The 12,629-nt window shown below is 61.4% G+C and carries 13 protein-coding genes; 8 read left to right on the top strand and 5 right to left on the bottom strand.

The window, feature by feature from the left end:
• The first annotated feature begins 6 nt into the window (after window positions 1-6).
• Genes AB8B20_RS22045 through AB8B20_RS22070 form a run of 6 tightly spaced genes read left to right on the top strand, consistent with a single transcriptional unit; the run spans window position 7 to window position 5,070 of the window.
• The gene (locus AB8B20_RS22045; protein ID WP_439073592.1) at window positions 7-1,257 is read left to right on the top strand and encodes an ABC transporter substrate-binding protein; all 1,251 of its coding nucleotides are present in this window, start codon (window positions 7-9) and stop codon (window positions 1,255-1,257) included.
• 18 nt (window positions 1,258-1,275) lie between these two features.
• Window positions 1,276-2,142: a branched-chain amino acid ABC transporter permease gene (locus AB8B20_RS22050; RefSeq protein ID WP_439073591.1), complete on the top strand. Its 867-nt coding sequence runs from the start codon at window positions 1,276-1,278 to the stop codon at window positions 2,140-2,142.
• 11 nt (window positions 2,143-2,153) lie between these two features.
• Window positions 2,154-3,146, top strand: coding sequence for a branched-chain amino acid ABC transporter permease (locus AB8B20_RS22055; RefSeq protein ID WP_439073589.1), 993 nt, complete (start codon window positions 2,154-2,156; stop codon window positions 3,144-3,146).
• Window positions 3,143-3,898 carry an ABC transporter ATP-binding protein gene (locus tag AB8B20_RS22060; RefSeq protein WP_439073587.1) on the top strand — a complete coding sequence of 252 codons (756 nt, stop codon included), beginning with the start codon at window positions 3,143-3,145 and terminating at the stop codon, window positions 3,896-3,898. Before AB8B20_RS22055 ends, AB8B20_RS22060 begins: the two co-directional genes overlap by 4 nt.
• Entirely contained in the window at window positions 3,891-4,595 is a 705-nt protein-coding gene (locus tag AB8B20_RS22065) for an ABC transporter ATP-binding protein (protein ID WP_092140474.1), read from the top strand. The genes AB8B20_RS22060 and AB8B20_RS22065 overlap by 8 nt, the downstream gene beginning before the upstream one ends.
• A gap of 28 nt (window positions 4,596-4,623) precedes the next feature.
• A complete protein-coding gene (locus tag AB8B20_RS22070) occupies window positions 4,624-5,070 on the top strand; it encodes a CoxG family protein (protein ID WP_175369531.1) in 447 nt (148 codons plus the stop codon).
• 16 nt (window positions 5,071-5,086) lie between these two features.
• Here the strand turns inward: AB8B20_RS22070 and AB8B20_RS22075 are convergent, their stop codons facing one another.
• Entirely contained in the window at window positions 5,087-5,974 is an 888-nt protein-coding gene (locus tag AB8B20_RS22075; protein WP_439073585.1) for a LysR family transcriptional regulator, read from the bottom strand.
• A gap of 98 nt (window positions 5,975-6,072) precedes the next feature.
• Here AB8B20_RS22075 and mmsA point away from each other — a divergent pair, with 98 nt between their 5' ends.
• Window positions 6,073-7,566 carry a CoA-acylating methylmalonate-semialdehyde dehydrogenase gene (gene mmsA, locus AB8B20_RS22080; protein WP_439073583.1) on the top strand — a complete coding sequence of 498 codons (1,494 nt, stop codon included), beginning with the start codon at window positions 6,073-6,075 and terminating at the stop codon, window positions 7,564-7,566.
• 63 nt (window positions 7,567-7,629) lie between these two features.
• On the opposite strand, the gene AB8B20_RS22085 is transcribed toward mmsA, so the two are convergent.
• The 4 genes from AB8B20_RS22085 to AB8B20_RS22100 form a co-directional block, all read right to left on the bottom strand.
• Window positions 7,630-8,934, bottom strand: a complete 1,305-nt coding sequence (locus AB8B20_RS22085; protein ID WP_439073582.1) for a PQQ-dependent sugar dehydrogenase — start codon at window positions 8,932-8,934, stop codon at window positions 7,630-7,632.
• Window positions 8,935-9,070: 136 nt separating this feature from the next.
• Complete coding sequence (locus AB8B20_RS22090; RefSeq protein WP_176454687.1) at window positions 9,071-9,436, bottom strand: response regulator transcription factor; 366 nt, start codon at window positions 9,434-9,436, stop codon at window positions 9,071-9,073.
• Between the two features lie 99 nt (window positions 9,437-9,535).
• Entirely contained in the window at window positions 9,536-10,177 is a 642-nt protein-coding gene (locus tag AB8B20_RS22095; RefSeq protein ID WP_439073580.1) for a response regulator transcription factor, read from the bottom strand.
• Entirely contained in the window at window positions 10,170-11,675 is a 1,506-nt protein-coding gene (locus AB8B20_RS22100; RefSeq protein ID WP_439073579.1) for a sensor histidine kinase, read from the bottom strand. The genes AB8B20_RS22095 and AB8B20_RS22100 overlap by 8 nt, the downstream gene beginning before the upstream one ends.
• A 266-nt stretch (window positions 11,676-11,941) precedes the next feature.
• On the opposite strand from AB8B20_RS22100, the gene AB8B20_RS22105 reads away from it, so the two are divergent.
• Window positions 11,942-12,499, top strand: coding sequence for a helix-turn-helix domain-containing protein (locus AB8B20_RS22105; protein ID WP_439073578.1), 558 nt, complete (start codon window positions 11,942-11,944; stop codon window positions 12,497-12,499).
• Window positions 12,500-12,629: the final 130 nt, after the last annotated feature.

A 12,629-nucleotide genomic window follows, 5' to 3' on the forward strand; every position in this document is an offset into this window, starting at 1 on the left:
GACATCATGACGAAGGACATTCGAGACACCAAACGCAATCATATCTCGCGCCGCCATGTGCTGGCTGCGCTCGGCACCGGCGCGAGCGTCGTCGCCATGCCGTGGATCGCACGCGCTGCCGATGACACGATCCGCATCGGCTTTCCGACACCGCTGACCGGCCCGTTCGCGGCGGAAGCCAAGGATCAGGTCAAGAGCGCAGAGCTCGCCGTCAAGCAGTTCAACGACAAGGGCGGCGTTAACGGTCGCAAGATCGAGCTGCTGGTGCGCGATGACAAGCTCAATGGCGGCGAGGCGGCAACGCGCACGCTTGAGCTCATCGAAAAAGACAAGGTGCATGCGATCGTCGGATCGCTGTCCAGCGCGGTGCAGCTCGCGGTCAATGAAGTGACGCGTGCCCGCGGCGTGCTTTATGTTTCGATCAGCCAATCCGACACTATCAATGAGGTCAAGGACTTCAGCAAATACACCTTCCACGAAGCGCTGAATCCCACGATGACCGCAGGCGCCGTGGCGCGGCACGCGTTCAAGAAGGGCACCAAGGTTGCGCATCTCGTGGCCGACTATGCCTATGGCCATGAAATGCTGCGTGGCTTCAAGCGTGCGCAGGCCGTAATCGGCGCCGAGACCGTTGGCGAGATCATGCACCCGTTCGGTGCTGCGGATTACTCGACTTTCATGCCGCGTCTGCGCTCGATGCGTCCGGATATCCTGTGCATCAGCAATTTCGGCCGCGACCAGGCCAATTCGATCAAGCAGGCGGTGGATTTCGGCCTCAAGCAGCAGGCCAAGATCGTCGTGCCAGTGTTGCTGCATAACCAGCGGCTAGCGGTGAGCCCGGAAGTGTTCGAAGGCGTCGTTGGCGGTTCAAATTACTATTGGGGCCTTGAGAGCCAGTTGCCGAGCGCCAAGGCATTCAACGATGCCTATCGTGCGGCGAATGGCGGCGCGATCCCGACCGATTACGGCGCCTATGGCTATACCGGCGTCTCGTCGCTGCTGCAGGCGATGCAGGTGGCCGGCGGCACCGACACCGACAAGGTGATCGCGGCGCTGGAAGGCCTGAAATACGATGTCGCCAAGGGCCCGCAATATTATCGCAAATGCGATCACCAGTCGGTCCAGTCGGTGCTCGTGCTCGAGTCCAAGAAGAAGGCCGATATGAAGGGCGACAGCGATCTGTTCAGCATCGTGGCCAATGAGCCGGCTTCGGAGGCCGTGCTGCGCAGCTGCACTGAACTCGGCTTCCCGGCCTAACGAAAGCATTCGTCGTCCATGGATACAGAACTCATTCTGATGCAACTCTTCTCCGGAGTTGCCCTCGGTGCGATCCTCGTGATCACCGCGCTCGGCTTGTCGATCATTTTCGGCATGCTCGGTGTGGTGAACTTCGCGCATGGCGCGCTGTTCATGGTCGGCGCTTATGCCGGGCTATGGGTCGCCTCATTGACCGGCAGTTTCTGGTGGGGGCTGCTCGTTGCCCCCATCATGATCGGTGTGTTCGGGATGGCGATCGAATATGTCCTGATACGCCCGCTTTACGGCCGTTCGATCGACGATCCGCTGCTGCTGACCTTCGGTCTCAGTTACGTGCTGGTCGAAGGTGTTCGCATTGTATTTGGCAGTGACGGCATTCCGTTTCCCACGCCGTCGTCACTGACCGGCGTGGTCGATCTCGGCGTCGGTTTCTTTCCGGTCTATCGCATCTTCGTTGTCGGCGTCGTCTTCCTGGTCGTGGTGCTGTTGTGGCTGGGGCTGGAGAAGACCAAATTCGGTCTGATCGTGCGCGCCGGCGCGCGAGATCCGACCATGATGAAGGTGCTCGGCGTCGATATTAGCAAGGTCTGGTTGCTGGTGTTCGGGCTCGGTGTTGGTCTCGCCTCGCTCGGCGGCGTGCTCTCCGGCCCGATGCGGTCAGTTAATCCCGAGATGGGCGCCTTAGTGCTGGCCGAAGCCTTCGTCGTGACTGTCATCGGCGGCCTCGGCTCGCTGGTCGGCTCGATCATCGCGGGTCTTCTGGTCGGCGTCGTGATCAGCATGACCGCGCTATTCGCACCGGAAATGGCGACTATCGTGATGTTCGCATTGATGGCCATCGTTCTTCTGATCCGGCCGCAGGGCCTGTTCGGCAAACTCGCGTAACGGAGCGGACCATGACATCACCGGCGCTCGCCGTTTCTCCTCCCGCCAGTGCGCGAAAGCCTGCCCGCTTCAAATCGCTCGTGACCAAATATCGCGTCCCGCTGTCGATCCTCGCGCTCTGTCTGTTGCCGTGGTTGCTGCCGTCCAAGGCGCTGGCGGTGAACGTCCTGATCTACGGCACGGTCGCCGTCGGCTATAATCTGCTGTTCGGCTATACCGGCCTGCTATCATTCGGCCATGCAGCCTTTGTCGGCACTGGGGCTTACGTCACCGGTATCGCCATCGGCCAGTTCGGTGTGCCCTGGTATCTCGCGGTGCTGATGGGCGTTATTGGCGGTGCGCTGCTGGCCTTCGTTATGGGCGCGCTGTCCACGCGCACACGCGGCATCTACTTCTCGATGGTGACGCTTGCTCTCGCGCAGCTCGTCTATTACGTGGCGCTCCAGACGCCGTCCTGGACAGGTGGCGAGAACGGATTGCGCGGTTTCACCGTCAACAAGATCAATCTGTTCGGCTTCGACATTAACTTCCTCGATCCGGTCAACAAATACTATGTGCTGATGGCGTTCGCCGCCGCAGCACTGTGGCTGGTCTCGCGCATTCTCAATTCACCTTTCGGCGCCGCCATCGAGGCGATCCGCGAGAACGAGCGTCGCGCACGAACCTGCGGTTACAATGTCGAGCGCACCAAGCTGTTGTCATTTACCCTGTCAGGCACGATCTGCGCGCTTGGCGGCACTATGTCGGCGCTGCATCTGGCCTTCGTGCCGCTGGATTCGCTGCACTACCTGTCCTCCGGCATGATCGTGATGATGACTCTGCTGGGCGGCGCCAGCAGCTTCTTCGGCCCGTTCATCGGTGCATTGGTGTTCCTGGTGATGGAAGACGTCTTCTCGCTGTGGACGTCGCACTGGCAGATCATCGTCGGATCCATCTTCGTGCTGTTCGTGCTGTTTCTGCCCAAGGGCATCTGGGGCACATTTCTCACAAAGGTCATGCGATGAACGCGCCGCTTCTCGCCGTCAACGATATCGGAGTGAGGTTCGGCGGCTTCGTCGCGCTGCAAGGCGTGACGACGGAGTTCCGGTCGGGCCGCGTCACCTCCATCATCGGCCCCAATGGTGCCGGCAAGAGCACGTTCTTCAATGTGCTGTCCGGCGTGCTGACGCCCTCCAGCGGATCAATCCGCTTCAAGGGCGACGATCTCAAGGGCACGAAGCAGCACGAATTCGTGCATCGCGGCATCGCACGCTCCTATCAGATCACGAACATCTTTCCCGATCTGAGCGTCCACGAGAACGTTCGTGTCGCTGCGCAGGCCAGTCGCTCGCGCTACAATATCTGGACCAACCGGAACAAGTTCACAGAGCTGGATGCCAAAGCCGATGCGGCGCTGGAGGCTGTCGGTCTGGGCGCCAAGCGCGATGAGACCGCGAAGTTTCTCGCCCACGGCCAGCAACGCGCGCTGGAGATTGCCATCGCGCTGATCTCCAATCCGGAAGTGTTGCTGCTGGACGAACCGACCGCAGGCATGGGGCCGGAAGAGACCAAGGAAATGGTGGCGCTGCTGGAGAAGCTGGCGGCGGAACGCACCATCCTCCTGGTCGAACACAAGATGAAGATGATCCTCGGCCTCAGCGACCGGATTCTGGTGCTGCACCATGGCCGGCTGATCGCTGATGGCACGCCGCACGACATTCAGACGGACCCCGAGGTTCGTCGCGTCTATCTGGGACAGAACGATGGCTATGCTTGAAACCAAAGACCTGAACGCCTGGTACGGCGCCAGCCATACGCTGCATGGGGTCTCGATCTCGGTGGCGCAGGGCGAAGTCGTCGCGCTGGTCGGCCGTAACGGCGCCGGCAAGACCACCACGATCCGTTCGGTCATGGGGTTGATGTCGAAAACCACGGGCGGCATGACATTCGACGGCAACGACCTGACGTCGATGCCCGCCCATGATCGTTTCAGGCTGGGGCTTGCTTATGTGCCCGAGGAGCGCCGGATCATTCCGGGCCTGACGGTGCGCGAGAACCTGCAACTCGGTCTCGTCGCCAGCCGCGGTCAGATCAACGAGAAAGACGCGATCGAGGAAATCGCGGAGAGCTTTCCACGCCTCAAGGAGCGCCTCGATCAGGAAGGCGTTACCATGTCCGGCGGCGAGCAGCAGATGCTGGCCATCGCCCGCGCCACCATCGCCAAACCCAAGATGATCCTGCTCGACGAGCCTTCCGAAGGCATCATGCCGGTGCTGGTCGAGGAGATGGGTGTGTTGTTCCGCAAGCTGCGCGATCAGGGCGTCACGCTGCTGCTGGTCGAGCAAAATGTGGAATGGGCGCTGCGCCTTGCTGATCGCGCGATCATCATGGACCAGGGCGAGGTCGTTTACGAGAGTAGCTCGGCGGCATTGCTTGCCGACAAGGAAATCCAGGAACGTTATTGCGCGGTCTGACGCGCATGCTTGCAGACAGGTCACTCCCATGCAGATGAAGGACAGCCAAACCGTTCCGGCCTCGCGCGACAAGGTTTGGGCCGCGCTCAACGATCCCGCTGTGCTGAAGCAGTGTATTCCTGGCTGTCAGGTGCTGGATATGACGTCACCGACCGAGATGACGGCAACGGTCGTGATCAAGGTGGGCCCGGTGAAAGCGACCTTCGGGGGCAAGGTGACGCTGAGCGATCTCGACCCGCCAAACGGCTACAGGATAACGGGTGAAGGCTCCGGCGGTGTCGCCGGTTTCGCCAAAGGCGGCGCAGCAATCAGGCTCGAGGCGGCCGGCGACAATGAAACGATCCTGCACTATGAGGTCGACTCCCAAATTGGCGGCAAGCTGGCGCAGCTCGGTGGGCGCTTGATTGACTCCACCGCCAAGAAATTGGCCGGCGAGTTCTTCACCAAATTCGGCGCGGTCGTTTCCGCAAGCTGAAAGCAGCGGCTGTGACCTATTGCACGACGAACTGGCTGCGGGCCTCGCGGACCTTGGCGACGATATAGCGCCGTACCTCGCGGACCCGGCTCGTGTCATGCGTGTCTGGATGCGAGACCAGCCAATAGCTTCGCGTAAAGCGACTGGCGGGCAGGATGCGCCTCAGCTCGGGATAAAGCTGCGCGGCATAATCGTGCAGGATGCCGACGCCGTGACCGGCGCGAACCGCTTCAAGCTGGCCGACCACGCTGCCGCATTCGAAGCGGCGGGTGATCAGTTCGCTGAAGGTCGACGCATAGTCCAGCGCGCGGCTGTAGATGATGTCGTAGATGTAAGTGATCAGCAGGTGGTCGGCGAGATCGCCGGGCTCGCGGATCGGTGTCGACCGAGCCAGATAATCCTCCGACGCGTAGACGCTCAGCGTATAGTCGGTGAGCTTGGTGCAGATCAGCTTGCCCTCATCCGGGCGCTCCAGTGTCACCACGATATCGGCCTCACGCTTGGCGAGCGAGAAGGTGCGCGGCAGCGCTACGAGCTGAACGATAAGATCCGGATTGGCTGCGGCAAAGCTGCCGAGCTTGTCGGCCAGAAAATAATTGCCGAGTCCGTCCGGCGCGCCGATCCGCACCGTGCCTGCCACCTTATCGGCGGCCGATGTCAGCTGCGATCCCACCTTGAGCAGTTCGGATTCGGCGCGCTCGGCCGCTGCGAGCAGCGCAACCCCCGATGGCGTCAGTGACGAGCCCGTCGTCTGCCGGTTCAGCAGCTTTGTCTTCAGGTCTTTTTCGAGGGCGGTGAGCTGGCGCGCGACCGTCGCATGGTTGAGCTTGAGCCGCTTGGCGGCGCCCAGAATCTGGCCGGTACGGGCGACTTCCAGGAAAATCCGAACTTTGTCCCAATCCATCGTCGGACTCTATTTGCTGCACATCGAAGCCGCAATACTTCGCGTTGTCCGGGCCGGGGAAGCGGCGCAAGACCGCCGGAGCATCAAAGGAGAGTTCGATGGCTTCGGAAATCAAGCACTATATCGGCGGACAGCAGGTGGCAGGTCGCAGCGGCCGGACGTCGCCGGTTTTCAACCCGGCCACCGGCGAGCAGACGGCTCAGGTGGGTCTTGCCAGCACGTCCGAAGTGGGCGCCGCGGTTGCTGCGGCAAGCGCGGCTGCCGAAAGCTGGGCCGATACGCCATCCCTGCGTCGTGCCCGTATTCTCAATAAATTCCTGCGTATCTGCGAAGATCGCATCGACGATCTCGCGGCTGTGATCACCTCCGAACACGGCAAGACCCTGTCGGACGCCAAGGGCGAAATCCAGCGCGGCCTCGAAGTGGTCGAATTCGCCGTCGGTGCTCCGCAGCTGCTGAAGGGCGAAGTCAGCGAGAATGTCGGCACACGCGTCGACAGCTATGGCGTACGTCAGGCGCTTGGTGTCGTGGCCGGCATCACGCCGTTCAACTTCCCGGTCATGGTGCCGATGTGGATGTTCCCGGTGGCGCTGGCTTGCGGCAATACCTTCGTGCTGAAGCCCTCGGAGCGTGACCCTTCGGCATCGCTCTTGATCGCGGAATGGCTCGCCGAAGCCGGCCTGCCGGCTGGCGTCTTCAACGTCGTGCATGGCGACAAGGAAGCCGTCGATGCGCTGCTGCATCATCCCGATGTTGCAGCGATCAGCTTCGTCGGATCGACGCCGATTGCCCGCTACATCTATTCGACCGCGACCAGCACCGGCAAGCGTTGCCAGGCTCTAGGCGGCGCCAAGAACCACATGGTGGTGATGCCCGACGCCGACATCGACCAGGCCGTGGATGCGTTGATGGGCGCCGCCTATGGCTCGGCCGGCGAGCGCTGCATGGCGATTTCGGTGGCTGTGCCCGTCGGCGAGAAGACGGCGGATGCCTTGATCTCGAAGCTTGAGCCAAAGATTCGTGCGTTGAAAGTCGGTTCAGGCTTCAACGCCGAATCCGAAATGGGCCCGCTAGTCACCCAGCAGCATCTCGACAAGGTGCGTGGCTATGTGGATTCCGGCGTCGAGCAGGGCGCGAAGCTGGTTGTCGATGGCCGGGACTTCCGGTCCAATGAAGGCGGCTACTTCATCGGTGGTTCGCTATTCGACCATGTGACCCCCGAGATGAAGATCTACAAGGAAGAGATCTTCGGGCCGGTGCTCGCCGTGGTGCGTACGCCGGATTATGCGACGGCAGCGCGCATGATCAACGACAACGAATACGGCAACGGCACGGCCATCTTCACGCAGAATGGCGACGTCGCGCGTGAATTCGCGCATCGCATCCGTGTCGGCATGGTCGGCATCAATGTGCCGATCCCGGTGCCCGTGGCATTCCATTCCTTCGGTGGATGGAAGGCTTCGCTGTTCGGCGATCATTCGATGCACGGACCGGAAGGCGTTCGCTTCTATACCCGGCTCAAGACCGTCACCAGCCGTTGGCCGACGAGCATTGCGCAGGGCCCGGAATTCGTGATGCCAACCATGAAGTAGGTCAGAGCGTGAGGCGCGCGATTAACGCGCGCCTCACGAGCCCGCCGGATTATTCCGCAGGTCTTAGGCCGCGCCCGTCACACGCCAAATCACGTCGCCCACATCGTCGGCCACCAGCAACGCGCCGTCCGGGGTGAGGGTGACGCCGACAGGGCGCCCATAGGACACCTTCTCGTCGGGTGCGAGGAAACCCGACAGGATATCCCGCGGCGGGCCGGACGGCTTGCCGTTCACGAACGGGATGAAGACGACCTTGTAGCCGCTGAGCGTGCTGCGATTCCACGACCCGTGCTGGCCGATGATCATGCCGTCCGGAAATCCCGGCAGTGTGCCGGCCGGCAGCCAGCACAGTCCGAGCGATGCGGTGTGACCGCCCAGCGCATAGTCGGGGGTGATCGCAGTGGCCACCAGTGCCGGATCCTGCGGCACGCGGTCATCCACCGTCTTGCCCCAGTAGCAATAGGGCCAGCCATAAAAGCCGCCGTCGCGCACCGAGGTCAGATAATCCGGTGGCGTCTCGTCGCCGAGGCCGTCGCGCTCATTGACCACGGTCCACAGCGCGCCGGTCGTCGGCTCCCAAGCGAGGCCGACGGGGTTGCGCAAGCCGGCGCCGAAGATGCGGCTCTTGCCCGTCGCAATATCGAGCTCATAGACGGCGGCGCGGCCTTCTTCGACCTCCATGCCGCCTTCGGCTATGTTGCTCAGCGAACCGACGCCGATGTACAGCTTGCTGCCATCAGGGCTCGGCAGGATGCTCCGGGTCCAGTGACCGCCGGATTTGAAATTGGTGAGTTTCTTGCCCGGTGCCGTGATGCTGTCCGCGCCCGCCACATAAGGGAAGGCCACCACGCCATCGACATTGCCGACATAGAACGTGTCGTTCAGCAGCGCCATGCCAAACGGCTGGTTCAGTCCCTCCATGAAGGTCTGGCTGGTCTCGGCGACGCCATCGCCATCCCGGTCGCGCAGCAGCGTGATGCGGTTTGCGCTGACGCCGAGCGCGGCGGCCCGCCGCATCGTTGCCTGCATCGCATAGCCGAACATATTACGCACCGGGCCTGCGACCTGCGTCGCCTCCGCGATGAGGACGTCACCGTTGGGCAAAACATTGATCCAGCGCGGATGTTTTAGGCCGGAGGCAAAGGCATTGACCTTGAGCCCGGGCGCGACCTCGGGCTTCTGTCCCGCGGCCCATCCCTGGGCAGTCGGCATCTTCAATGTGGGGATGGCGCCTTGCGGCTTCGCCTCTGGCACCACCGGCGCGCTGCCCCAGGCGGGCGCGTGTGTATTGCCCTGCAGGCGGCGCCACTGCAGCGCCGCGCCGCCGATGACCGCCACGACGCGCGCAAAAACTCCAGACAAACTCATGTCATTCCCCCATGTAAGTGCGCGCACACTATCCGACACGCGCGCGCGTTAAAACCGCCGCGTGACGGCATATAGGGCATGTGAGCCCATCGCTATTGGGGGATCGGTGCCATCGATATTGGGAAGATCAGCGCTGCTATGGTGTCGCGATAGCCTGGTTGATGCAGGCGGCTAGTTCGTCGACTTCAAACGGCTTGTTGAGGACGCAGGGCGTGTTGCCCAGCCGCTGACGCACCTTTTGCTCGGAATTGGCCGTGATGAAAATGACCGGCGTCTGGTTCTTGTCCGAGCGCATGCGCTCATAGAGGTCGATGCCGGTGAGGCCCGGCATTTCGACGTCGGTCACCACGCATGACGTAGCGAGCACCGACGGCGATGTCAGAAACGCTTCGGCGGATTCGAAGCTGAGGACGACAAAGCCCAGCGATCGCAGCAGGCTTTCAAGCGCGCGGCGAACCGACGAGGAATCGTCGATGATGGCAATGGCATGTTCAGAGTTCAACGCAATCTCCACACGGCGGCTTTGACAGCGACCCCAGTGTTGAGCCGTTTCGCCTAGGATATTGTCAAATAACGCCGTGTAGTGAAATCATACTGAGGTTTATCGGGAGGTACCCGGGGCTGGTTTCTTGCCGATGGCCTCGGCCATGCGCACCAGAGAGGCGAAGGATTTCGCATCCATCTTCTTCATCATCTTGCCGCGGTGGATCTTAACCGTAATTTCGCTGAGGTTCAGCTTTGCGGCGATCTGTTTGTTCAGCAGCCCCGCGGTGGCAAATTCCATCACTTCGCGTTCCCGCGCACTCAAAGTGCCGAAACGCTCCTTGATATCGGCCAGTCCATCGCGCTCCTGCCGCGCCTTGCGGTCGCGCTCCACGGCGCCCGCGACGGCATCGAGCATTTCCTGATCGCGAAACGGCTTGGCGAGAAAATCGACGGCTCCAGCCTTCATGGCGCGCACCGTCATCGGCACATCGGCATGGCCGGTCATGAAGACGATAGGCGTATTGCCGCCGAGATCGGCCAGGCGCTTCTGGAAATCGAGGCCGCTGACGATAGGCAGCCGAATATCGAGGACAAGGCAGCTGGCCCTGGTGAGAATGTCGCTCTCAAGAAGCTCCACTGCCGAGGAGGCGAAGCTGACTTCATATCCGACCGAGCGCAGCAGACTGCCAACCGCAGTGCGGATGGCGGCTTCGTCGTCCACGACGACGACCAAAGGTACTTCTGCGTCGTTAGGCAAGGCTGCCGGGTCCTTCTGCGGTGGCTGTCGGTATCATGAAATGAAAGGTGGTTCCACCACTCTCGTTTCGTTCCGCCCAGATGCGCCCGTGATGCGACTCAATGATGGATCGGGAGATCGAGAGGCCGATGCCCATCCCCTCGGCCTTTGTCGTGAAGAACGGCGCGAACAGGCGTTGCATATGGTCGTCCGGGATACCTGATCCTGAATCGCGCACCGAGACGAGAATTCCTCGTGCCGCGTCGAATGCCGACCACACCCTCAGCTCTTTCGTCTCGGTCGCCTTCATGGCGTGGACGGCGTTGTTGACGAGATTCATCAGCACCTGCTGAAGCTGTACTTCGTCGCCGGCGATGGTGGGCAGATCGGGTGTCAGGTCGAGGACTGCTGAAATCTGGTGCTGTGTCAGATCGCGCTGAACCATCGCCAGTACCTGCGTGACTATAGCGTTGACGTCGACCGGGCCGCGCGCCAACTCGCCCTTCACGGCGAGCGACCTCAGCCGATGAATGATGTCGCCGGCCCTGCGCCCCTCCTGCACGACTTCCTTGAGGCAGGCCGTGGTTTCGCCGAGATCGGGCCGTTCCCGCGACAGCCAGCGCAAGGCCGCCTCCGCATTGGTCACTACGGCGGCAAGCGGCTGGTTGACCTCATGGCCGATCGATGCCGTCAAGGCACCCAAGGTCGCGATGCGCGACACGCGGGTGAGTTCTGCGATGCTCTGCTGGAGTGCTTGCTCGGCTGCGATCTTGGCGGTGACATCGAGCGAATTGATCAGGACGGAACGAGACCGATCGGTGGGGAAGGTTGCCGTGACGATGGTCGTGCGCAACTCGCCGTTGACGGCACGGATGGCGGCTTCAATCGTGAATGAGCTTTCTCCCGCAAGGAATGCGAGCAGGATTTCGCGAAAGGCGACCAAAGTCTCCGGCTCAAGTGCCGCATCCCAGGACTGCTGAACGTTCTTTTGGTCGAGATCGCCGATCAATTGCTTTGCGGCGTCATTCGCGTCGAGGGTCCGCACCAGAAACAGGCAATGCTTGAGGAAGCCCTCATTGGCGATGAAGTAATCGCGCAACCGGGGAATGCCTTGTTGAAGGATCGGCGCGCAGGCATTGGCCGCTTCCGTGAAGTCCTGCTCCCAGATGGCAACACTCGTGCCCTGAAAGATGTTGCGATAGCGCTCTTCGCTCTGCCGAAGCCTTGCGTCCGTCATCCTGATCTGGACGCAGAGCACGGCGGCGATGGCAATGGCGAGCGCGCTGACGGCGCCGCGCAGCATTGCTCCCTCATTGGGGTCGTTCGCGTGGCCGATCAGATAACCGAGGATTGTCAGGCCGATGCAACCGAGGGCGATCAGGATGATGCCCATGACATTGGTGAAACGGAGCGCCATCAGCAGCACGACGATATAAAGCGCCGCGACGGCGATCTCGAATGTGCTGAAGGCGTCGAACGCGAAAATACCAGCGGCAAGAATAGCTGTCGCAATGGCCATGGGCAGCTGTGAGGGGCGGGGCACCCGATCAGAATTGGTCATTTGAGCCGCAAAATAGGAAGCAGGGCGTGCGTCCTGCAGGGAATGGTGAAGTCGTCCGAAGTCGGTAGCGTCTCGCCCGGGATAAACCTTGGTATAGGGCGGGATTACCTTCGTTTCTTGAATCTCTATCCTCGTAGAATGGTTAGCGCGGCCGGAATCTCTCATCCTTGGATCGTCGAAGTCATCGCGATGTCGATGTCATTCACCACCCAAAGGAGACCGATATGCTGCTCGATTCACAGTCCCAGAATTCTGACTCGTTTGCCGGTGTATTGTCTGACGCAAGTTCTACGACGGTCGCCCAGCTCCTGCTAGATGCACGGCAGGCGATTGGATCGGATGTCGGTGCGGCTCTTCGCTGCATCAGGCAGGCTGCATCGCTGCTCGAGGCGCCCTCCCAACCGTCGCCCGTCAGCCCCGCGAGGGGCGGCCTCGCACGCTGGCAGGCGGAGCGGATCAAGCGCCACATTGATTCAAATCTGGATGAGGCGATCCAAGTATCGGATCTCGCGAGTCTCGCTCGCCTGAGTTGCGGTTACTTCTCAAATGCGTTCAAGACCACCTTTGGCCAATCTCCCCATGCCTATATCGTCTCCCGCCGTCTGACGCGTGCGATGGAGCTGATGACATCCAGCAGCAAGTCGCTCTGCGAGATCGCCATCGATTGCGGCTTCTCCGATCAGGCCCATATGTGCCGCCAGTTTCGCCGCGCGACAGGGGCCAGCCCCAACGCCTGGCGCCGCGACAACATGATGATGTCCGTACTCGCAACACAGCAGTGATGCTGCTCGGGGAGTATCCAGAAACGGGCCATGGACGCTTGCATGATCGTCCCGCCTTTGACGAATAGTTCGCATCGACGCTCCACCCGAAGATATCTCGCTACCTCAACCACTATGAAAGGATCGCTCA

The sequence above is a fragment of the Tardiphaga sp. 866_E4_N1_4 genome (assembly GCF_052076075.1).
In the GTDB taxonomy this organism is placed as follows: domain Bacteria; phylum Pseudomonadota; class Alphaproteobacteria; order Rhizobiales; family Xanthobacteraceae; genus Tardiphaga; species Tardiphaga robiniae.

What these genes read in the sequence shown, in the direction of transcription:
- AB8B20_RS22045 (WP_439073592.1), top strand. Translation starts at nt 7, where the DNA reads ATGACGAAGGACATTCGAGACACCAAACGCAATCATATCTCGCGCCGC.
- AB8B20_RS22050 (WP_439073591.1), top strand. Translation starts at nt 1,276, where the DNA reads ATGGATACAGAACTCATTCTGATGCAACTCTTCTCCGGAGTTGCCCTC.
- AB8B20_RS22055 (WP_439073589.1), top strand. Translation starts at nt 2,154, where the DNA reads ATGACATCACCGGCGCTCGCCGTTTCTCCTCCCGCCAGTGCGCGAAAG.
- AB8B20_RS22060 (WP_439073587.1), top strand. Translation starts at nt 3,143, where the DNA reads ATGAACGCGCCGCTTCTCGCCGTCAACGATATCGGAGTGAGGTTCGGC.
- AB8B20_RS22065 (WP_092140474.1), top strand. Translation starts at nt 3,891, where the DNA reads ATGCTTGAAACCAAAGACCTGAACGCCTGGTACGGCGCCAGCCATACG.
- AB8B20_RS22070 (WP_175369531.1), top strand. Translation starts at nt 4,624, where the DNA reads ATGCAGATGAAGGACAGCCAAACCGTTCCGGCCTCGCGCGACAAGGTT.
- AB8B20_RS22075 (WP_439073585.1), bottom strand. Translation starts at nt 5,974, where the DNA reads ATGGATTGGGACAAAGTTCGGATTTTCCTGGAAGTCGCCCGTACCGGC.
- mmsA (WP_439073583.1), top strand. Translation starts at nt 6,073, where the DNA reads ATGGCTTCGGAAATCAAGCACTATATCGGCGGACAGCAGGTGGCAGGT.
- AB8B20_RS22085 (WP_439073582.1), bottom strand. Translation starts at nt 8,934, where the DNA reads ATGAGTTTGTCTGGAGTTTTTGCGCGCGTCGTGGCGGTCATCGGCGGC.
- AB8B20_RS22100 (WP_439073579.1), bottom strand. Translation starts at nt 11,675, where the DNA reads ATGGCCATTGCGACAGCTATTCTTGCCGCTGGTATTTTCGCGTTCGAC.
- AB8B20_RS22105 (WP_439073578.1), top strand. Translation starts at nt 11,942, where the DNA reads ATGCTGCTCGATTCACAGTCCCAGAATTCTGACTCGTTTGCCGGTGTA.